Origin of the sequence: Halomicrobium sp. HM KBTZ05, from assembly GCF_041530035.1 — an archaeon.
GTDB lineage: Archaea > Halobacteriota > Halobacteria > Halobacteriales > Haloarculaceae > Halomicrobium.
In genome coordinates, this window is the sequence record NZ_CP168057.1 from 322,505 (window position 1) to 341,149 (window position 18,645).

Annotated in this window: 22 protein-coding genes and 1 CRISPR repeat array (1 of these 23 running past the window's edge); of the genes, 12 read left to right on the plus strand and 10 right to left on the minus strand. The window is 62.0% G+C overall.

Annotated features, from left to right (window positions below):
• Window position 1 precedes the first annotated feature (1 nt).
• Together ACAH01_RS01660 and ACAH01_RS01665 are read right to left on the minus strand one after the other, a co-directional pair.
• Window positions 2-868 (minus strand): RimK family alpha-L-glutamate ligase, encoded by an 867-nt coding sequence (locus ACAH01_RS01660; RefSeq protein WP_372480039.1) that lies wholly within the window; start codon window positions 866-868, stop codon window positions 2-4.
• 101 nt (window positions 869-969) lie between these two features.
• Window positions 970-1,500, minus strand: coding sequence for a 50S ribosomal protein L16 (locus ACAH01_RS01665; RefSeq protein ID WP_015761633.1), 531 nt, complete (start codon window positions 1,498-1,500; stop codon window positions 970-972).
• Window positions 1,501-1,636: 136 nt separating this feature from the next.
• Between ACAH01_RS01665 and ACAH01_RS01670 the strand changes: the two genes are divergently transcribed.
• The 4 genes from ACAH01_RS01670 (at window position 1,637) to ACAH01_RS01685 (ending at window position 4,715) form a co-directional block, all read left to right on the plus strand.
• A complete protein-coding gene (locus tag ACAH01_RS01670) occupies window positions 1,637-2,638 on the plus strand; it encodes a glutathione S-transferase family protein (protein WP_372480040.1) in 1,002 nt (333 codons plus the stop codon).
• 70 nt (window positions 2,639-2,708) lie between these two features.
• The gene (locus tag ACAH01_RS01675; RefSeq protein ID WP_372480041.1) at window positions 2,709-3,215 is read left to right on the plus strand and encodes a type IV pilin; all 507 of its coding nucleotides are present in this window, start codon (window positions 2,709-2,711) and stop codon (window positions 3,213-3,215) included.
• Between the two features lie 58 nt (window positions 3,216-3,273).
• Window positions 3,274-3,456, plus strand: a complete 183-nt coding sequence (locus ACAH01_RS01680; protein WP_170092856.1) for a hypothetical protein — start codon at window positions 3,274-3,276, stop codon at window positions 3,454-3,456.
• The gene (locus tag ACAH01_RS01685) at window positions 3,453-4,715 is read left to right on the plus strand and encodes a glycosyltransferase family 87 protein (protein ID WP_170092855.1); all 1,263 of its coding nucleotides are present in this window, start codon (window positions 3,453-3,455) and stop codon (window positions 4,713-4,715) included. Before ACAH01_RS01680 ends, ACAH01_RS01685 begins: the two co-directional genes overlap by 4 nt.
• Here ACAH01_RS01685 and ACAH01_RS01690 read toward each other — a convergent pair.
• Together ACAH01_RS01690 and ACAH01_RS01695 are read right to left on the minus strand one after the other, a co-directional pair.
• Complete coding sequence (locus ACAH01_RS01690) at window positions 4,705-5,394, minus strand: carbonic anhydrase (protein WP_170092854.1); 690 nt, start codon at window positions 5,392-5,394, stop codon at window positions 4,705-4,707. The two genes, ACAH01_RS01685 and ACAH01_RS01690, sit on opposite strands and share 11 nt — an antisense overlap.
• Window positions 5,395-5,564: 170 nt before the next feature.
• On the minus strand, window positions 5,565-5,759 hold the full coding sequence (locus tag ACAH01_RS01695) for a cold-shock protein (protein ID WP_018256778.1): 195 nt from the start codon (window positions 5,757-5,759) through the stop codon (window positions 5,565-5,567).
• A gap of 208 nt (window positions 5,760-5,967) precedes the next feature.
• Here ACAH01_RS01695 and ACAH01_RS01700 point away from each other — a divergent pair, with 208 nt between their 5' ends.
• The 3 genes from ACAH01_RS01700 (at window position 5,968) to ACAH01_RS01710 (ending at window position 8,878) form a co-directional block, all read left to right on the plus strand.
• Window positions 5,968-6,720, plus strand: coding sequence for a DUF429 domain-containing protein (locus ACAH01_RS01700; RefSeq protein ID WP_208628891.1), 753 nt, complete (start codon window positions 5,968-5,970; stop codon window positions 6,718-6,720).
• Window positions 6,721-6,801: 81 nt separating this feature from the next.
• The gene (locus tag ACAH01_RS01705) at window positions 6,802-7,614 is read left to right on the plus strand and encodes an aldo/keto reductase (protein WP_372480042.1); all 813 of its coding nucleotides are present in this window, start codon (window positions 6,802-6,804) and stop codon (window positions 7,612-7,614) included.
• Between the two features lie 49 nt (window positions 7,615-7,663).
• Window positions 7,664-8,878: a Gfo/Idh/MocA family protein gene (locus ACAH01_RS01710; RefSeq protein ID WP_372480043.1), complete on the plus strand. Its 1,215-nt coding sequence runs from the start codon at window positions 7,664-7,666 to the stop codon at window positions 8,876-8,878.
• Window positions 8,879-8,896: 18 nt separating this feature from the next.
• Here ACAH01_RS01710 and ACAH01_RS01715 read toward each other — a convergent pair whose 3' ends face one another.
• Complete coding sequence (locus ACAH01_RS01715) at window positions 8,897-9,193, minus strand: hypothetical protein (RefSeq protein WP_372480044.1); 297 nt, start codon at window positions 9,191-9,193, stop codon at window positions 8,897-8,899.
• On the minus strand, window positions 9,194-9,538 hold the full coding sequence (locus ACAH01_RS01720; protein WP_170092849.1) for a helix-turn-helix domain-containing protein: 345 nt from the start codon (window positions 9,536-9,538) through the stop codon (window positions 9,194-9,196).
• 105 nt (window positions 9,539-9,643) lie between these two features.
• Here ACAH01_RS01720 and ACAH01_RS01725 point away from each other — a divergent pair, with 105 nt between their 5' ends.
• Both ACAH01_RS01725 and ACAH01_RS01730 read left to right on the plus strand, forming a co-directional pair.
• Entirely contained in the window at window positions 9,644-9,838 is a 195-nt protein-coding gene (locus ACAH01_RS01725) for a hypothetical protein (RefSeq protein ID WP_372480045.1), read from the plus strand.
• Entirely contained in the window at window positions 9,835-10,179 is a 345-nt protein-coding gene (locus tag ACAH01_RS01730) for a hypothetical protein (protein WP_372480046.1), read from the plus strand. Before ACAH01_RS01725 ends, ACAH01_RS01730 begins: the two co-directional genes overlap by 4 nt.
• Window positions 10,180-10,185: 6 nt before the next feature.
• Here the strand turns inward: ACAH01_RS01730 and ACAH01_RS01735 are convergent, their stop codons facing one another.
• Window positions 10,186-11,220: a Gfo/Idh/MocA family protein gene (locus tag ACAH01_RS01735; protein ID WP_372480047.1), complete on the minus strand. Its 1,035-nt coding sequence runs from the start codon at window positions 11,218-11,220 to the stop codon at window positions 10,186-10,188.
• A gap of 86 nt (window positions 11,221-11,306) precedes the next feature.
• On the opposite strand from ACAH01_RS01735, the gene ACAH01_RS01740 reads away from it, so the two are divergent.
• Window positions 11,307-11,819, plus strand: a complete 513-nt coding sequence (locus ACAH01_RS01740; protein WP_372480048.1) for a hypothetical protein — start codon at window positions 11,307-11,309, stop codon at window positions 11,817-11,819.
• 12 nt (window positions 11,820-11,831) lie between these two features.
• Here the strand turns inward: ACAH01_RS01740 and ACAH01_RS01745 are convergent, their stop codons facing one another.
• The 3 genes from ACAH01_RS01745 to ACAH01_RS01755 form a co-directional block, all read right to left on the minus strand.
• Window positions 11,832-13,205, minus strand: a complete 1,374-nt coding sequence (locus tag ACAH01_RS01745) for a sulfatase (RefSeq protein ID WP_372480049.1) — start codon at window positions 13,203-13,205, stop codon at window positions 11,832-11,834.
• Between the two features lie 212 nt (window positions 13,206-13,417).
• Window positions 13,418-14,089 carry a hypothetical protein gene (locus ACAH01_RS01750; protein WP_372480050.1) on the minus strand — a complete coding sequence of 224 codons (672 nt, stop codon included), beginning with the start codon at window positions 14,087-14,089 and terminating at the stop codon, window positions 13,418-13,420.
• A 115-nt stretch (window positions 14,090-14,204) separates the two neighbouring features.
• On the minus strand, window positions 14,205-15,791 hold the full coding sequence (locus ACAH01_RS01755) for a hypothetical protein (RefSeq protein ID WP_372480051.1): 1,587 nt from the start codon (window positions 15,789-15,791) through the stop codon (window positions 14,205-14,207).
• Window positions 15,792-16,230: 439 nt separating this feature from the next.
• Between ACAH01_RS01755 and ACAH01_RS01760 the strand changes: the two genes are divergently transcribed.
• Window positions 16,231-17,061, plus strand: coding sequence for an IS5 family transposase (locus ACAH01_RS01760; protein WP_372479458.1), 831 nt, complete (start codon window positions 16,231-16,233; stop codon window positions 17,059-17,061).
• A gap of 105 nt (window positions 17,062-17,166) precedes the next feature.
• On the plus strand, window positions 17,167-17,808 hold the full coding sequence (csa3, locus tag ACAH01_RS01765; RefSeq protein WP_372480052.1) for a CRISPR-associated CARF protein Csa3: 642 nt from the start codon (window positions 17,167-17,169) through the stop codon (window positions 17,806-17,808).
• A 108-nt stretch (window positions 17,809-17,916) separates the two neighbouring features.
• Window positions 17,917-18,645: direct repeats of the CRISPR family, unit length 37 nt; unit sequence GTCGAAACGCGGTAGAAACCCAGCACGGGATTGAAAC (it continues 1,512 nt past the right edge of the window).

Here is an 18,645-nt window from a genome sequence, read left to right on the forward strand (position 1 = left end):
CCTACTGGCTCTTTGCCGTCGTCTCGATCAGCGCCGCGACGTCGTCCCAGAATCCCGTTTCGTACTTGGTGGCACTGTCGATCGTCGGGCGTGCGTTCGTCTCGTTGACGACCGTCCGCTCGTCGGTCACGAGGAGGTCGACGCCGAGATAGTCGATCTCCAGCGCCGCTGCTGCTCGCCGTGCCAGTTCCCGTTTTTCGGGCGCGAGCGTCACGCCGGTGGCCTCGGCCCCGCGGTGGACGTTGTGCTTCCACTGGCCGCTGGCCAGTGCGTCCTCGGGGAGGCGGCGCTCGACCGCGCCGACGTACTCGCCGTCGACGATCATCGCCCGGTAGTCCCGTGCGTCGGGGAGATACTCCTGGACGAGAAAGGACTGGTCGCCGGTCGCCCGATAGTCGTGGACCAGATCGAGGTAGTCACAGACGCCCAGGAACGAGTCGAGGTCGTGGGCCTTCGCGACGCCGACCCCGCGGGTCGTCGCGTTGGGCTTGACGACCACCGGCGGATCGAACTGCTCGAAGGCTGCTCTGAGGTCGGCTTCGTCGACCGGGTTGGAGACGACGACGGTCTCGGGCGTCGGGAGGCCGGCCTGCGAGAGGTGGGCGAGTGCCTCGCCCTTGTGTCGGGAACGCAAGATCGCCTCGCGGTCGTTGATCCACGGCACGTCCAGGAGTGCATCGGCGACGCCGCCCTCGGCGAGTCGCGGCGGGAAGACGAAGCCGGCGTCGTACTCGTCGAACGGCGAGTCGGCGAGCGAGACCGTCCGCTCGTCGGTCCGGACGTGCGAGACTTCGATCCCACGCTGGGCCAGTGGCTCGCGCATGCGATCGAACGTCTCGGCTCTCGTCGGCACGGCCAGCCTGAGCATACGTTGCTCTTCGGTGCTGTGCCCCTGAATCTGACGCTCGGCGTGGACAAAACCGACTACCGAAGCCCGAGGTGGAAGAAATCTGCCAGCGCCGCTTTAGCTCAGGCGATCAGCTGCTCTTCGCCGCGTTCGACCTTGATGCGGCACGGAGGCGTGATCTTGTTGTACGCACGGCGGAACGCTTCCTTGACTTCCTCGGCCTGGTCGACCTCGCAGTAGGCCGTGAACAGACGCTCGTTGGCCTGGACGCGGGCGGCGGTGCCGACGATCTTCCCGAAGGCCTGGCGCATGCCGTCGGAGACACGGTCGGCCCCGGCACCGGTTGCCTGTTTGTTCTCTCTGATGACCTGGTGGGGGAACTTCCGCAGCGTCATCTTGTAGTTGCCTTCGCCGAACTCCTTGATGAGGTGGCGGTTCGCCGAGAGGCGCGAGGCCTCCATGGAACCGTGGCGCAGCTGGCACTCTTCTTCGACGATCAGGGAGATCTGGACCGGGTAGTCCTCGGGGTCGGCGTCCTTGTTACCCATCTGGTGCTGTGCGATCTTCGAACCGGGAATGCCCGTGATGTACTCGCGGCGCGTGTACGAGGGCTTGTTGATTTCCCGGTACATCGAGGCTGGCTTGTCCGACATAGATACTCTTGGCGGATACGTGGCCGAGCGAGCGTATTAAGCCTTCGAACTCCCGGCGTCTCCGTGTGTCGCTGTTGCACGGTAACCCGCGTGTCACTGGGCCGTTTTTGAACGTGTAGCCCCAAGAGAGAGTACGATGAACATGCTCGTAGACGGGGAGTGGCGCACCGACGCCTATCAGACGACGAACGAGGACGGGGAGTTCGAGCGGGGTACCACGTCGTTCCGAGACCGCATCGAGGACGATCCCGACGCACGCTTCCAGCCCGAGGCCGGCCGGTACCACCTCTACGTCTGTCTGGCCTGTCCGTGGGCTCACCGAACGCTGCTGATCCGGTCGTTGAAGGGGCTCGAAGACGCGATCTCCGTCGACTACGTCGATCCGTTCCGTGGCGACGACGGCTGGCAGTTCACGCCAGAAAAGGCCGGCTGTACGGAGGACAGCGTCAACGGCAGCGACTACCTGCGGGAGGTGTACCAGGCCGCCGACCCGGAGATGACGGGTCGAGTGACCGTTCCCGTGCTGTGGGACAAACGCGAGGAGACGATCGTCAACAACGAGTCCGAAGAGATCCTGCGGATGCTCGACACCGAGTTCGACGCGATCGCGACCCGAGATGTGGACCTCTACCCGGAGGGCTACCGCGAGGCGGTCGACCGGATCATCGACGAGATCTACGAGCCGATCAACAACGGCGTCTACCGTACCGGTTTCGCCGACAGTCAGGCGGCCTACGACGACGCCGTCGACGAACTGTTCGACGCGCTGGACCACTGGGACGCGGTGCTGGCCGACCAGCGGTACCTCGCTGGCGACCGACTCACGGAGGCCGACATCTGCATGTTCACGACGCTGGTGCGGTTCGACGAAGTGTACCACACCCACTTCATGTGCAATCGCCGTCTCATCGAGCAGTACGACAACCTCTGGCCGTATCTGCGCGACCTGTACCAGACGCCGGGCGTGAGCGAGACGGTGAACATGGACCACATCAAAGAGCACTACTACACGACCCACCCGGACGTGAGTCCCAAGCGGATCGTCCCGGCCGGCCCCGAGCCCGACTTCGACGCGCCCCACGACCGCGACGACCTTCCCGGCGAGCCACCCGGGGCGTTGCTGGAAACGGCCGACTAACCGCGGCTGACGGTCTCACCGTTCGATCTCGAACGATGGTTTAACCCGTTCGAGGCCGACGGACGGAACGATGACGACCGTGGGTGGTCGGGGTGACAGAGGCGTCAGTCCCGTCGTCGGCGTGGTGGTACTGGTCGCGATCGTCGTGGTACTCGCGGCGACGATCAGCGTCTTCGCACTTCAGTTCGGTGACCGAGGCCAGGAGCCCGCGCCGTCGGTCGCGATGACGGCACAGTACGACGAACAGACGACACCGAACGGTCAGTACTTCCATCTCACCGTTCGGAGTGGGGACCGGATCGAGACCCGCCAGCTGTCTCTGCAGCTCCGTGGTGCGGTCGACGCGACGGGAACGCCGGTCTCCGTCGACGAGAGCGTCGACCCGCTGGGGACACAGGCCGGCTCGGTCCTCGAAGCCGGCGAGACGATCTCGATCGGTGCGAACCAGGTGACGCCCCAGCCGGCTTCTGGCGGGTACCTCGATCTCGGCGACGCACGCATTCTCCTGGTCTGGAACCCACAGGAGCCCGACCGCGAGGAGTCGGCGATCATCTGGCGCTGGGAGCCGACTCGTTGATCGGTCGGGGGTAGTGACCACCGCAAGTATGAGGTAGGTCGCCACTCTCAGAACGGGCATGGAATCAGAGGCGTGGCAATCGGTCGACATCATCAAGAACAAGCAGGGTGAGCCCCACGTGCTCCAGCAGAAAGTCGAGGTGTACACTGCCGGCGTCACCGAGGAGTCGGCCGGATACACGAAGCCGACGGTCGAACACCGGCTCGTTCCGCTGACGGAACTCACGAAGGACTCACAGTGACCGACGAGCGAAGAGCGGTGCGGGCGACGCTCGCGGCCACGATCGTCGCGGGACTGGTCTACCTGCTCGCCGTGCCGCTGCTTCGCCCCGCACAGGTGGCGGTCGCCACCGACGTGTACTACCACGCCGGCACGACGCTGCTGGCCGGCGGGGACCCCTACGCCGTGACGCCCCCCTCTCATCCGACCTTTCACTACATCTATCCGCCGCTGGTGTTGCTGGCGTTCGTCCCGCACGTCCTGACCGGGAGCCCGCTGGGTGCGTACCTGCTCCAGACCGCGTGCAACCTCGTGACTGCGGCCGTCCTCGCGGCGGTGATCGTCCGTGCCATCGAGGACGCCGGTGTCGCGCTGGCTCGGCGGGACCGCCTGCTCGTGGGTGGGGTCGTCCTCGGCTCGATCCACTCGGTGCCGGTGCTGGTGATGGGACAGGTGAACCTCCAGTTGGCCCTGGCGATCGCCGTCGGCGCGCGACTGCTGGCGGGTGACCGTGAGCTGCGTGCCGGCGGGACCTTCGCGCTGGCCGGGGCGGTGAAGCTGTTCCCGGCCGTGGTCGGGCTCTGGCTCCTGGCCCAGCGGTCCTGGCGTGCCGTTGGCGCTGCGGTCGCGACCGGACTGGGGACGATCGCGGCCGGGCTGGTCGTGTTCGGCGTCGGGCCGACGTGGACCTTCTTCACCGAAGTCGTCCCCGGCGAGCGGCAGGCAGAAGCCTTCTCCGGTGGCCTCGATCCGTCGGCGATGTTCGTGACGATTCGGCGGCCGCTGGCTGCACTCGCTCCGGATCTGTCTCCCGACGCGCTCGCTGCCGTCGCGCTGGTGCTGTTGGTCCCGGTCGTGCTGGCGTCGCTTCGCGACCTGCGGACCGAGGTCGGACGGCTGGTCGGGCTCCTCGCGACGCTGCTGGCCGCGCTCGCGTACCTGCCACTGGAGCCGTTCTACTACTCGCTGCTGTACTACCCGCTGCTGGTCGTCCTCTATCGCCTGCAGCCGGGGCGCGTCCGCAGGCTCTTTCTCGCCGGGACGCTCGGCCTCTCCGCGATCATCTCGTACCCGTCAGTCGAGCAGTTGCTGGTCGTCGCACCGCTCCCGGCCGAGACTGCCGCGACGCTAGAGGCCACGGCACGCGCGCTGTTCTCGATCGCCCAGCCGCCCCTCGTCGGCGTCGTCCTCCTCTTTGCCGGCTGCGTGTACTGGCACCACGAACACGCCGCTCGCGGGTCCGACGCGGCCGAGCCGACGGAGCGCCCGACTACGAAGTGAGCCGCTGTGCGTACTCCTCGTCTCCCTCGTCGAGCGCTGCCCGCACTGCCGCCGGATCGGTCTCGCCGTCGTCGTTGACGAGGTACGTCCGCCCGCGCGGGCCGTCGTACGCGCCGTGGAGGTCGTAGACGAACCCGTACACCGACACGTCGTCTGGGATCTCCTCGGCCTCTTGGAGGAAGGCGACCTGTCGGTCGACGTTGTACTCGACGAGTCGGTTGACGACAGTCGCCTCGTCGGCGTCCGTGTCGACGGCCTCTAGACCGTCCGCGACGACCGAACCCAGCGTGTCGATCCACTTCGCGATCCCGCTGGGATGGCTGTGACTCGATCCCGTGCCGGCGTGGTAGGCCGCCGTCACCGCTCCACAGCCGGTGTGGCCGACGACCGCGATCGTCCTCGTGCCGGTGTACTCGATCGGATACAGGAGATTGCCGTTGACGACCTTCTGGCCGTCGACGACGTCCCACGCCTGGTTGCCGATGTTGCTCGGCGTAAAGAGCCAGCCGGGGCCGTCGATGTCGAACATCCCCTCCTGTGAGACCCGCGAGTCGGCACAGCAAATCGAGACGGCGGCCGGGTGTTGTTCCTCCTGGACTTCGTCGAAGTAGCCCGCCGGCCGGCTCTCGACGTGGGCCCGGTTTCCCGCCAGTAGTCTCGCGCGGACGTGTTCGGACATGTTCGAACGATCTCACGACGCGCTGTTAAGTCCACTGGCGAACCGGGCGTGAGACACCGAACGGCTTCGGCGTCGCTGGCCGGTTCATAGAAACGAAAATTGCCGGAGAGACGCAGAACGGCGATTACGGCCGAGCGCGCACTCCGAGACCGCTGACGAAAGCGACCGACTTACAGTCGGGTGACGTTCGTCGCGCGGGGGCCTTTGTCGGCCTGTTCGATGTCGAATTCGATCTCTTGGCCTTCCTCGAGGTCCGGGCCGCCCACGTCTTCCATGTGGAAGAACACGTCGTCGTCAGCGTCCTCAGTTTCGATAAAGCCGTAACCGCCCGTGTCGTTGAAGAAATCAACAGTACCGGTTGCCATTGCGATTGTACGCATGAGAGGGGGACGGATAATACTTCCGAGGGTCGGTGTACCACGGACCACGGTCTCCGATGGGGTTCGTCTCTCCCTCCCAGCGCCGCGCCCGACGTTGGTTTGTACCCCGGTCCGGCAGCAATCCACCACACGAGTGTATCTGTGCCGGGTCGTCGCGGCGTACGTTTTTGTGTTCTCACCGCCAGAGGCCGGTATGGCAGACGACGGCGTCTGGGTCGGGGCACACGTCGCCGACGGGACCTGGATCGCGGTGGCGTTCGACCGGGCGGGGTTCGACCACGCGGCGACCTTCGACGGGATCGGTGACCTCTGGTTTCGCTACGAGGAGGACGCGGCCGCGATCCTCGTCGACGTGCCGATCGGACTGGTCGAGGAAGCCGAGGGCGAGCGCGAGTGTGACGAGTTGGCCCGCACCCTCGTAGGGCCACGGGCCGACGAGATCGTCGCCCCGCCGGCACGCGAGGCGCTGCGCAAGCGGCGCTACCCCGTCGCGAACCGCACGCACGAGCGCGCGACCGGGGTGTCCCTCTCCGAGCGGGCCTTCGAACTCAGCGAGACGATCGCGACGGTCGATCAGTTGCTCCGGGAGTTCTCCGAGGCCCGTGATCTCCTCGCCGCCGCCCACCCAGAAGTCGCCTTCCTCGCGTTCGCGGGCGAGCGCATGGAGCACGACCGCCGGACTGCCGGCGGGTACGCCGAACGCCTGCGCACGCTAGCGTCGATCGATCGGGACGCTCCGCCCGCGGTCCAGTCCGCCGCCGAGGCGGTGGACGACGCACCGGTCACCGTCGCCGACGTACTCGACGCGGTGGCGCTTGCCTACACGGCACTCCCCCACGAGGGGCGACTGCGCTCGCTCCCGCCTCGGCCACCGCTCGACGACAACGGCCTGCCGATGCAGATCGTCTACCGGGCCGACGCGGCGCTGGTCGAGCCGACGGCGTGACCTGCGCTTGAGCTACGCCGGGAACAACACGTGTCGGCCGCGACCGCCAGCGGCAAGTCGCCACAACCACTGGTTCGAGTGATGCCACGAGACGACATGCCGCCGCTCGGTCTGGGGACCTACTCTGAGGACGACCGCGAGCAGTGGACCGACAACGTCGGCACCGCGCTCGACGTTGGCTTTCGCCACGTCGATACCGCACAGGTGTACGAGAACGAGCGGTACGTCGGTGAGGGACTGCGCTCCTCGGCCGTCGATCGCGACGACGTGTGGCTCTCGACAAAGACTGTCCACCACGACGTGCCCCCCGAGGCCGACCGGGTGCCAGACGCCATCGACGGCTGTCTCGACAGGCTGGGCGTCGACGCCGTCGATCTGCTGTACGTCCACTGGCCCTCCGGCGTCTACGACCACGAGACAGTGCTGCCGGCCTACGACGACGCCTACGAGGCGGGCAAGACCCGCCACGTCGGGCTGTCGAACTTCACCCCCGAACTGCTCGACGAGGCGATGGACGTGCTCGACGCGCCGCTTTTCGCCCACCAGGCCGAGATGCATCCCCTGCTCCCACAGGAAGACCTCGTCGCCCACGCCCAGGCACACGACTACACGTTCGTCGCCTACTCGCCCCTGGCCAAGGGCGCGGTCTTCGACGTCCCCGAGATTCGAGAGGTCGCCCAGAAACACGACGCCACGCCCGCCCAGGTCAGCCTCGCGTGGATCACCAGCCACGACAACGTCGCCGCCATCCCCAAGGCCAGCAGTCGCGAGCATATGCAGCAGAACCTCGCCGCGCTCGATCTGGAACTGGACGACGACGATCTCGACCTGATCGACTCGATCGACCGCCGGGAGCGCGTGATCGACGCCGACCACGGGCCCTGGAACTGGTAACGGTCAGCCGACCCTGAGCGTTTTAGTCGTTGGCTCACTGCCTTCCTGTATGACCGACTCCTTTGGCATCGGCTTCGTCAGCGCGGGCTTCATCACGCGCGAATCGCACGCACCCAGCGTGGGGTACCTCCCGGACGTTCACGTCGCGGGAATCCAGAACCGCACGCGGGAGAACGCGGAATCGCTCGCCGACACCTGCCGCGAGGAGGGGTGGGGCGATCCGAGCGTCTACGGCGAGGACGCCGTCGCCGACCTCGTCGCGGACCCCGACGTCGACGGGCTGTGGGTGACCAGCCCGAACTTCACGCGCGTCGACGTGGTCGAGGCCGCCGTCGAGGCGGTCGAAGACGGGGCCGAGCTACGGGGCATCGCCCTGGAGAAACCGGTCGCGCGGAACCTCCGGGAGGCCAACCGGATCGTCGACCTCGTCGAAGGAGCGGCCCTCCCTCACGCCTATCTGGAGAACTGGCCCCACGAGCCCGACATCGACAAGCTCCGGGCGCTGCTGTGGGAGCAGGGCCGCGGGGCCGGCCGTCCCTACATCGCCCGATCGCAGGCCGAACACGGCGGTCCCCACTCCGGGTGGTTCTGGGACGGCCGCAAGCAGGGCGGGGGCGCGCTGACGGACATGCTGTGTCACGCGCTCGCGGGCAACGACTTCCTGCTGTCGGACCCGGACGGCGAGGACGACCTCGAACCGGTCAGCGTCTCCGCCGACACGGAGACGATCAAGTGGCAACAGGACGACTACGCCGACCAGCTCGAAGCCGACTTCGGCGTCGACTTCCGATCGAACCCGGTCGACGACTACGCCCGGACGACGGTGCGCTACGAGGACGGCGACGGACGGACCGTCGTCTCGGAAGCGACGGGCTCGTGGTGTTACGTCGGTTCCGGCGTCCGACGGACGATCGAGTTGCTCGGGCCGGAGTACTCCGGGCAGGTGCTGTCCGACGACGAGTCTTCCAGCGTCTTCTTCTCGGACGAATTGGGCGAGGGCGAGGGGTGGACGGAGAAACAGACCGCCACCAGCGGGCGAATGCCCATCGCCGCCGCTGACGTGGTGACGGGCGGGTTCGTCGCCGAGAACCGGGACGCAGTGGCGGCGTTCCGAGCCGGCGAGAACGCGAGGCTCGACCTGTCCGACGGCGTCCGGATCCTCCGGCTCTGTATGGCCGCGTACAAGGCCGCCGAAGACGGGGCCGACGTCGACCTGCGGGACGCCGATCTGGAGGGGTACACCCCACCGCCCGCACGGGAGTAATAGCCGACGGTGTGACCGTCAGGGATCCATCCGGAGCGCGTAGATGATACAGACGAGACCGACGAGTTCGAACGTCTGAATGATCGCCTGTCCCCCCGGACCGGACAGCCACGGGAACACAAGCGACAGCGCGACGACGGGGAGTGGCAACCCCAGAATGATGCCGAATCCGATCGCGAAGAACAGCATCGGTCGGCTGTCGTTGCGCCGGTAGCCCCTGAACGCCAGGTAGGCGATGAACAGGCCAAGCGCCGTACCGACCAGTTCGTAGCCCTGTAACAGCAGTCCAACCGTCCCGAGTGTCTCTATCGTCATCTAGATCTCCTCCACGAACCGCGTGAGCCGGTCGGCCATGTTCTCCCGGCGGTCGATCGACAGTTCCAGTTCCCCCTCGACCAGTTCCACGGTCACGCTCCGGACGTTCGGCTCGTACACCGTCCGGTGGTGGCCCCCTTCGGGGTCGGGCCGGGTCTGTCCGACGATCAGGTCGGACGCTTCGAGCTGTTCGAGCCGACGGTAGATCGTCGGTCCTGACGCGTCACACCGCTGTTCGAGTGTACTCGCTGACATGGGTTCCTGGCTGGTTTGCGTGAGGATGCGTCGTGCTGTCTCGTCTTCGAGCAGCCCCGCGACAGTCCCGATATCGGGGTCCTCGCTCACGGTAGTCGATACGGGCGAGGCGACCGTAAAAACCGCTCCGGTGCTTCAGCGCGTGAAGTACCGGTCGTGTTCCTATGCTCCCGGGGGGCCCAGTGTGACCTACCGATGTCAGACACCGTTATCGTCCCCGGCGCGTTCGGGCCGCTGCTCGCGGCCGTCGTCTCGGCGCTGACCGCCGGCTTCGTCTGGCGGTACGGACGCACCTCGCCGGCCGCCCGCCCGACCTCCACACAGCCCCGAACGGGACCATCGAGTCGAGACAGCGCTACCGCCGACCCAACGGTCGTGAGCGAGCCGTGACTGTCTCCCGGCGCGCCCTCCCCGAACTCACGTCGCTCGGGCTGGTCCTCGCGACGGCCGCCTCGGGGTTCCTGCTGGCCCCGTCGCTGCCGGAGACGATGATCGTCGGCTGGCACCTCGGCGTCGACGGCGAGGTCTCGGTCACTCGCGGTCCGCGGCTGCTCGGCTTGACCGTGCTCCCCGCGCTGTCGGTCACGGCCTACCTCTGCTTGCGACCGGCCCGCCTCCTCCTCGATCTGGAGACTGCCGTCCGTCTGCGGTACTACGAGACGCTCGTCCACCTCGTGCTCGGCGCGCTCGCCTTCGGGCAGGCGTGGCTGCTGACCGTGAACCTCCAGTAACGTCGGTCACTCCACCAGGTCCAGTCGCTCGCCCCGCTGTGCGCTCCGGCGTGCTGTCTCGATGATCCGGTGGGCCTCCCGGCAGAAGGCTGGATCGGTCGGCCCCTCCGGCTCCCGGTCGGTCTCGATCCGGTCGACGAGGTAGGTCGCCAGGTTCTCGAAGCGGTCGGGCAGTGGATCCGGCTTGACGGTGTACCCCTTCGGCCGATCTGCGGTCGTCACGCGGATCGCCGCGTCGGGGGTGCGCGTGCTGACGGTCCCCTCGGTCCCGACGATCTCGTACCCCTTCACCGGCTGGGGCTGGATCTCCCAGGGATTGGTGAGCAGCCGCCAGGAGGTCTGGAGCGTCGACAACCCCTCCTCGTACCGACAGATCGTCGAGCTCTGTACGTCGACGTCCATCCCCTCCGGGACGTACCGCTCGGCGGTCACCGACTCTGGCAGCTCTCCCCCGCGGAACCACGTCGAGAACGTCGCACCGTAGCCGAGGTAGTCAAGCATCGAGCCGCCGCCGTCCTCGGGATCGTAGAACCAGCTGTCGTCCGGCGGCGCGCCCGCGTTGCCCCCGTAGTACTGGACCTCGATCACGTCGCCGACGGTGCCACTGGCCACGAGGTCCTCGACGGTGTGTTTCACGGGGTCCCACATCACCGGCCAGTTGACGACGAAGCGCCGGTCCGTGTCGGCCATCGCGTCGAGCATCCGATCGGCGTCGGCGAGCGTGACGGCCATGGGCTTCTCGATGGCGAGGTGTACGTCGTAGGCCGCGACCCGCTCGACGAACGCGGCGTGTTCCGAGTTTCGCGGGCAGCCAAACACCACGTCCGGCGTCGTCGCTTCGAGACACTGCTCCAGATCGTCGTAGACGTCGTCCTCGGTGAGCCCGCACTCTTCGACGGCCGTCTCGACGGAGCCGGTCGAGGTCTCCGGCTCCTCGTCGCAGACGGCGACGACCTCCATCTCGGGGTGGTCGTGAGCCCAGCCGAGATTCGTGTTCATATGCATCTGGTCGAAGTTCGCGCCGACGACCCGGTATGTCATACTCGATCATCAGTGCGGGACGGCAAAAGGATTGTGCGCGCTGGTGTCACACCACGTTCTTGTGGGCAGGTCACAATGCGCTCTGTATGCTTCGTCGCCTCCGCGAGAACGGTCCCGTCGTCCTCGTACCGCTGGCCTGGACGTTCGCGATCGCCGCACACCTGGACGCGCTGGCGCTCCGGACGGTCCTGATCGCTCACCTGGTGATGGACGCCGTCCTCGTCGCCTTCACCGTGCTCTCGTGGTCGGCGATGCGCCGCGGCGTCTTGCGCGCGTGGCGACTCGTCTTGCTCGTCGGGCTCGCGCTCACGCTGGTCGGGACGACCGGCCTCTTGCAGACGCCGCCCGCGTCGTCGCTGCTGTGGCTCACCGTCGTCGGCTGGCTGCTCGTCCCGGCCGGCGGACTGGCGTACACGGGTCGACACGTCGACCGCTCGCCGCTTGCGTACACGGGCGGTGCGGTCCTGAGCGCTCTCGGCGCGATCGTCTACGTCGCGGGGACCCTCGTGAGCGGCGACCCTCTGGTGCCGGTCGCCGGCCTCGCAGTCGCTGGCGTCGGCCAGACCGCGGGGATCGTCGCCGCAGTCCGGGACTACTGACACCGCCGGCCCTCACAGGTAGCCCATCTTCTCCAGGTGGTCGCTGACGTGCTCGTCTAGCTCCGTGGTTCGACTCGAATCGGGAAGTGGGTCGAGCGTTTCGTCCAGCCTGCTGGCCAGTGCCGCCTCGCGCTCGTCGTCGGAGACCTCGACCTCGCCCTCGTCGGTCAGGCGATACAGCGTCCTCTCCCCGACTGTCGGCCGGATCAGCTTGTGCGTCTCGGTCCGAACCGCCTGCAAGCCCCTGTCGTAGGCTTCGAAGCTGTCGTACTGCTGGAGCCGCTCGCGCAGCGGCGGATACGGTCGGTCGTACTCCGCGAAGACCGCGTCGCGGTCGTCGTCGCCGGTCAGCGCCCGGCCGTCGACCTCGTCTGGCACCCCGACGCCGGCCCACTCACAGATCGTCGGGACGAGATCGACCAGCGACACGAGCCGGTCCGACACCGTCCCGGGAGCCGGCGACGGCCGGTCGCTCTCGGGCCACTTGACCAGCAGCGGGACGTTGAGCAGCTCCTCGAACAGCGAGAACTGGTGGTAGGCCAGCCCGTGCTCGCCGAAGTGCTCGCCGTGGTCCGCGGTGACAACGACGAGCGTGTCGTCGTAGACCCCCTGCCGTCGCAGACAGTCGAACAGCTCGCCCAGCAGCGCGTCCACGTACCTGATCTCGGCGTCGTACCAGCACTCCACGAGCTCCCACTCCGTCGCCGACATCGTCACGTCGCCCAGAATGTACTCGTACCCCTCGTCGTCGCCGACCTTCCGGGCCGCCGTCTCGTCGACCGCGTCCCAGTCGTCGAACCGCTCCTCGAACGGCGCTCTGAACTCCTCGGGTGGCCTGTAGGGTGCGTGTGCGGCGTTGAAGTTGATGAACCCGAAGAAGGGGTCGTCGGCCCGCCGAACCTGCGTTTCGAGCTTGCGCCGCTGGAAGTCCGAGATGTCGTAGCCGTCCCGGAAGTACCGCGGGAGAAACCGGAGGAAATCCAGGCTGGGCTCGTACATCGTGTCCATGAACCGCGGCAACGCGAGGATGTCGTGGTAGTAGTCGAACCCGCGGTCGAACTCCTGCTCGATGCTGGTGTGGTGGGAGTTGCTGAACCCGAACGTCGCGTACCCCGCCGCCGAGAGCAACTCGGCGACGGTCGGCCCGTCGTACTCTCCCAGCGGCTGCGTGCCGAAACTCCCGTGCCCGGACGGATACCGCCCCGTGAACATCGACGCGTGGGAGGGCGGGGTCCACGGTGCCGGCGCGATCGCCTGCTCGTAGCGCGTCCCCGCCTGCGCCAACGCGTCCAACTCCGGCGTCGTCGGCCGGTCGTAACCGTAACAGGAGAGGTGGTCCTTCCTGGTCGCATCGAGCACGACGAGCAAGACGTTCGGCGATCCCATTACGCGTCCCTTTTCGGCCGTCCGTCATACAAACTTCGCTCGTGGCCGGCGGTCGGAGGACCGCCGACGTGCGCGGAACCGCTGCGTTTGCCCGGAGAGATCGCTCGCAGTACGCACTGCGACAGTAGCAGCTACCGTCTGGGTCCGAGAGCGGAGCTCTATCGCGATGTGACGGGGTTCGTGTCGTGGTTCTTGATGAACTCCGTCAACAATCATATCGTAAACTCGTGATGGTCGCCGGCCCGTGAAAGGTAGATCACATCCACTGGTACTACTGTCTCCCCGACGTTGTCCAACAGGCGCTCCTTGTGTTGCTGGAAACGGTGGTTGCCGTTTCCATCGATCGGCCACCAGTCGATAAACAAGAAAACACGGCGCTCTACTATCCCGGGATACTGAGCAAGTGCTTCGATATCATCTGCCCCTTTCGAGGACGAATAGAAGTTCGAAGTCTCGTTCTTTGAATGCTTGATTTCACAAAGTATCGAGAGTTCGTTTTCCGTGTCCCAGTAATTCCCAGGCCCTTCCTGCTTACTCTGGCCGATCATTGGTCCTTCTGTATCAAAGACTGCAATGTCGAACTTGGGCCTACTCGATTTGTTTGATCCGTTCACTTTCCGATCGTAGGTCCAACGTTCTCCATCTTCGACGAATGAGACCTCGGGCCTAACCCTGCAGGCTTTTCCGATCTCCTCGACGCGTTCCCAGAAATCACGAACTCGCCATTCACCATCTGTATCGCCATAGTCTTGAAGATATTCTACCGGGAGATATTCTGGATCGAGTCGGCGGCGTAACCGATGGACTATTTCTGGTACGAGTGGATCCTCGTTACCGTACTGTATGGGATTATTCTGCAAGTCTAAACTGATCTCCTCGATCATACTGCTGAATACAAATTGATCGTTTGTGGAACTCAAGACTTCATCCACCTTTGCTATTCGTGGCAAAAAGAGTGTCTCAAAATAGCTTGTGGTGAGCAGATGGATTCACTGTTATTCAGGGATTGACTTCTTCGATGATTTTCCCACTACTCATCCCACCAGTCAGGCGTAGAACGACAGTATCTCCATTCTCAAGGCTGGTTAAATACTCTTTATCGTCTTCTGGTATTTTTGCATCTGGCAAATGGCACACGTGCTGTTCATGAGGCCTTGGACCGGTCTCTGCAATTTGAATAGTTCCTTGAATGTGCTCTGGAGGTTCAACAACCATCCACCGCTGGGTTCTTTCCGCTTTATCAGCTTTACGACGCCGTTCTTCTTTCTCATAGTTCCTTTTCGAATTTGATATTTTATTGATCGCCTCTTCAGTGAGCCGGTAACGCTTTTGGGATTGAACGAAGGATATCCTTCCTATATCTTCCGTTTCAAATCCTCTATTTTCTATTGCTGATACACACGTATCTAAAGCACTTACTCGATCACTGACTGATCCTGATTTTAGGACTTCCTCCAAATCTATCCCTAGAGACAGTCCTAACGCCTTTTCCAAGAATGATGTATTGATGTTGTTCTCATCAATAAAATCCAAAACATTGGCTACTTCTTGGTCAATTTCTTCTTCTGGTGAAGTTACGATCTCGTTTGTTCGTTCATTTATCAGGAGCGTCCGTGAGGGTGTGATCTCTTCAACAAGGCCATTATCTACTAATCTGTCAATTATTGTCTTTGAAACGCTAACATCTGTTCCATCAACAGCTTCCTTGATATCTGAATAGGTAAATGACTCATTACCAAAGAGTGAATGTATTGCAACAAGTGTTTCTGCCCTTATTTCTGGAACTTTTTCAATTTGGGATAGGATATTCGCAATTCCCTTTACTCTTTCCTCATCATCTTGACTCAACTTTGATGATGCCTCTTTGCCTTCTCCCGACTTTCCAAAACCAATCTCAGAGTTAGATATCAACACAGAATCAAGCGAATATCCAAATATCTGGTCTAATGATGGTATTTTTCTCTGTAACCGGTTTGGATTTAATATCTGCGTCAGAGAGGAGACCGTATAACCTATGACGCCAGGTATGATCAATAGATCTTTGCCTCCAACGATAAGAACCGTTATTCCAACTAACCCAAATCCCAACATCGGGTCAACAACATTTGATTGAGAGTTAGACACATTGGCGAAAGATATAATTAGGAAAAGTATTGATGAGAGAGAAAATGCGACTGAAATAGTGAGTAATCCCATTATTCTGTCTGATTGATCTTCATATTCTTGCTTCCCATCAATAATAGATTTCCGATAGGTCTCTCTATTTTGCCCTTCAGCTACTGCTTCTTCGAGCGGGAGGAACTGGAGTACAGAATGTCGGCGGGCTCGTCGGAAAACCGCCGTTGAAAGATACATGCTTATTGCCCAAGCTATAATTCCAACAGCTCCAAACTCAGAAGTGACAACATCACTTAGTTTATTCAGTCCATTTTGGAATGCTGATAGGACGGGAGTGAAAAGACCCATGACCAACAAGTTTATTTTAATCAGCTCTATTGCATTATTTGCAATATCTTCTAGTCTCCCTGCTCTATGGTCTAATAGTGTGTCTGTCTCATCATCATATCTCTGAGTTTCGTCTGACATTCTATGAGTGGGTAGATAATCTCTCCATCAGTTGGTGGGCTGTTATACATTTGGGATGCTGCTTAGATTGTATATGTTTGGTTTACATCCACTATTTTTAAAGTAACACTCGGTCAGCAATTATTGCTTCTTTGAGTGGGATTGTCTACTATGTTTTCCTGAGCTCACCGCTCATAGAATAAATCCTCCCAGTTTCCTTCAGCATTTCAATATCGTGTTTCAGTAGCTCCTGGTCAAATCCCACATTATCAGCAATCTCTTCTAATGTTACTCCATCCTGCTCTTCTACGAGAGAGAGAATTATTTCACGCCGTTTACGCTGGCTCTTCGACTGCCCTGTTTCAATAATATCTGCATCAAACGGCTCTGTTGAATCACTAGACGGCGTCGGGATAGGTCGCTAAATCAAAGGAGTTGAAGCGGGATGATTTGGTTGTCCATGACACAAATCTCCCGCTTCACTGGAGAGATTGTACCGATTGCTCAAAGAGTTACTGGCGATGGAGACGAATCCGCCGCCCCGGAAGGTGGCGGCGGATTCGCCGATTACGCCCTCGTTTCTCTCCATTGTCTGCGGATTTACCTTGATGCGTCCTACCGAATGACGATTGACCTGCTCAAAGAGATGCCACAAATAACCGGGGAGATCGGCCTCAATGCGGCCGATCTTCCCTCTCCATCCACGTTGTGTAAAGCGTTCGACCGGATCGAGATGAGCGTTTGTCGAGTGTTGCTGCGCCAGTCGGCGCAGCTACACGACCCATCGAAACACGCTGCTATCGACGCCACATTCTACGAACGCTCGGCCGCCAGCCGCCACTACTGCCAGCGAATCAGCTACCGCGTGCAGAAGCTAAAAGTCACGAAACTCGTCGATACAGACACTCAAGCCGTCCTTGACGTACACTGTTCGACGAATAGGGAAGGAAGCGACGCAGACCTCGCCGAGCAGATCGCCCGTCGGAACGCGGGCGATCTGCGGTCTCTGGCCGCCGACAAAGGCTATGACAAGCAAGCGCTCCGCGAAGCATTGCGTGAACTCGGCATCAGACCCCTGATCAAGCACCGCATCTTCGCTCCCTACGACCACGCACACAACGCCAGAATCGACGAACAGCGATACAACCAGCGCTCGATGACTGAGACCGTCAATTCGGCTGTGAAGCGCTCGCTCGGCTTCGCCGTGCGAGCGCGATCCTGGTTTCGTGAGTTCCGCGAAATCGCCCTGATGTGTGTCGTCTACAACATCAAACGTGCTGTGAAACAATGAAATCTACCGCCTTATGGCGATTCAACACAGCCTGTGCAACCAGATGCTGACGTCTGCACGATCCTGCGACAGAACCATTTAGATGCAGGCATCCCTCCTTGAGGTATGCGGACGTATATTTCGACAATCGGATATTATGATACACGGGTCGTGCGGCCAGTCTTAGATCACGGACTGAATGCGGGGGACGAAGTCGTATTGCTTCGGCCTTATAACGACGACGAAGACGGTGATAGCGCTGTTACGGATGTGAAGCAGATTTTCTCGGAATTGGGTCCGGATGTTAACGTCGTCGTCACTCAGATTACGTATGACGATTTTGCTACCGCGGTCATGGAGTGTCTCGACGTGTTCGCAGCAGCCGGTGGGGAGACAATCGCAAACTTTGGTGGGGGCCCGCGTGAGATCTTCCTCGCATTCTCAATTGCCGCACTCGTCGCCAACGAGCAAATCGACACCGTGCTTCAGTTTACAGATATTGATGAGGAGGTACGGGAGCTCCAACTGCCAGAACTGATACAGTCGCTTCCCGTGAAGACGCACGAAACACTGCGAACCGTCGCAAAATTGGATGGGGAATCTACACTCCCGACAATTGCCGACAAGAGCGGCCAATCTCGAAGCACGGTTGGTCGGCATCTTGACGAACTTGAGGCAGCTGGCACAATCAAAACGGAAAAGCGGATGAAAACGAGGCATGTTGAACTAACGCTTGGTGGTCGACTCCAGTTGTTCCGACTGCGATGATTCGTGGACTAACTTAAATCAGGTGTACAGCAGGGGTCCACGATCGAGTCGCCCCTTTTCGCGACTTTTGCGTAAGCTATAGGTTCTCTGCAGCGTGTATTCCCCCCTGTCGAAACGCGGTAGAAACCCAGCACGGGATTGAAACACGATGACACTCGCCGAGGCGATGGCATTCTCCGGTCGAAACGCGGTAGAAACCCAGCACGGGATTGAAACTAGACGAATGAGCAGCAGTAGGGCTCGGGCGGACGAGTCGAAACGCGGTAGAAACCCAGCACGGGATTGAAACCAGTATGAGACCGCGGACCTGACCACCGGGCCGGGTCGAAACGCGGTAGAAACCCAGCACGGGATTGAAACATCCCCTGCGCGGTATATAGCTCCTCGAACTCGTCTTGTCGAAACGCGGTAGAAACCCAGCACGGGATTGAAACAAACCTCGCTGTCTGCGGTAGCCCGAGAAAACGCAAGTCGAAACGCGGTAGAAACCCAGCACGGGATTGAAACCTGAACGCACAGGCTCCGACCAACCTCTCGGAAGAGGTCGAAACGCGGTAGAAACCCAGCACGGGATTGAAACTTGATCTCATAGTTCTTGCCTCGACTCGCGTTCAGTCGAAACGCGGTAGAAACCCAGCACGGGATTGAAACCTACTTTCTGCGTTTTCGACAGTTAGGGCAGTCATGTCGAAACGCGGTAGAAACCCAGCACGGGATTGAAACCGTTCCCGGCGACCGATCCGCTCCGGCGTCTTGTGCGGTCGAAACGCGGTAGAAACCCAGCACGGGATTGAAACTAGTCAGGATCGTTGCTCCCCCAACCGCGTTCGTAGGTCG

Excerpts from the sequence above, each read along its gene's own strand:
- ACAH01_RS01660 (WP_372480039.1), bottom strand. The coding sequence starts at position 868 with ATGCTCAGGCTGGCCGTGCCGACGAGAGCCGAGACGTTCGATCGCATG.
- ACAH01_RS01665 (WP_015761633.1), bottom strand. The coding sequence starts at position 1,500 with ATGTCGGACAAGCCAGCCTCGATGTACCGGGAAATCAACAAGCCCTCG.
- ACAH01_RS01670 (WP_372480040.1), top strand. The coding sequence starts at position 1,637 with ATGAACATGCTCGTAGACGGGGAGTGGCGCACCGACGCCTATCAGACG.
- ACAH01_RS01675 (WP_372480041.1), top strand. The coding sequence starts at position 2,709 with ATGACGACCGTGGGTGGTCGGGGTGACAGAGGCGTCAGTCCCGTCGTC.
- ACAH01_RS01680 (WP_170092856.1), top strand. The coding sequence starts at position 3,274 with ATGGAATCAGAGGCGTGGCAATCGGTCGACATCATCAAGAACAAGCAG.
- ACAH01_RS01690 (WP_170092854.1), bottom strand. The coding sequence starts at position 5,394 with ATGTCCGAACACGTCCGCGCGAGACTACTGGCGGGAAACCGGGCCCAC.
- ACAH01_RS01695 (WP_018256778.1), bottom strand. The coding sequence starts at position 5,759 with ATGGCAACCGGTACTGTTGATTTCTTCAACGACACGGGCGGTTACGGC.
- ACAH01_RS01700 (WP_208628891.1), top strand. The coding sequence starts at position 5,968 with ATGGCAGACGACGGCGTCTGGGTCGGGGCACACGTCGCCGACGGGACC.
- ACAH01_RS01705 (WP_372480042.1), top strand. The coding sequence starts at position 6,802 with ATGCCACGAGACGACATGCCGCCGCTCGGTCTGGGGACCTACTCTGAG.
- ACAH01_RS01710 (WP_372480043.1), top strand. The coding sequence starts at position 7,664 with ATGACCGACTCCTTTGGCATCGGCTTCGTCAGCGCGGGCTTCATCACG.
- ACAH01_RS01715 (WP_372480044.1), bottom strand. The coding sequence starts at position 9,193 with ATGACGATAGAGACACTCGGGACGGTTGGACTGCTGTTACAGGGCTAC.
- ACAH01_RS01725 (WP_372480045.1), top strand. The coding sequence starts at position 9,644 with ATGTCAGACACCGTTATCGTCCCCGGCGCGTTCGGGCCGCTGCTCGCG.
- ACAH01_RS01735 (WP_372480047.1), bottom strand. The coding sequence starts at position 11,220 with ATGACATACCGGGTCGTCGGCGCGAACTTCGACCAGATGCATATGAAC.
- ACAH01_RS01740 (WP_372480048.1), top strand. The coding sequence starts at position 11,307 with ATGCTTCGTCGCCTCCGCGAGAACGGTCCCGTCGTCCTCGTACCGCTG.
- ACAH01_RS01745 (WP_372480049.1), bottom strand. The coding sequence starts at position 13,205 with ATGGGATCGCCGAACGTCTTGCTCGTCGTGCTCGATGCGACCAGGAAG.
- ACAH01_RS01750 (WP_372480050.1), bottom strand. The coding sequence starts at position 14,089 with ATGATCGAGGAGATCAGTTTAGACTTGCAGAATAATCCCATACAGTAC.
- ACAH01_RS01755 (WP_372480051.1), bottom strand. The coding sequence starts at position 15,791 with ATGTCAGACGAAACTCAGAGATATGATGATGAGACAGACACACTATTA.
- ACAH01_RS01760 (WP_372479458.1), top strand. The coding sequence starts at position 16,231 with ATGACACAAATCTCCCGCTTCACTGGAGAGATTGTACCGATTGCTCAA.
- csa3 (WP_372480052.1), top strand. The coding sequence starts at position 17,167 with ATGCGGACGTATATTTCGACAATCGGATATTATGATACACGGGTCGTG.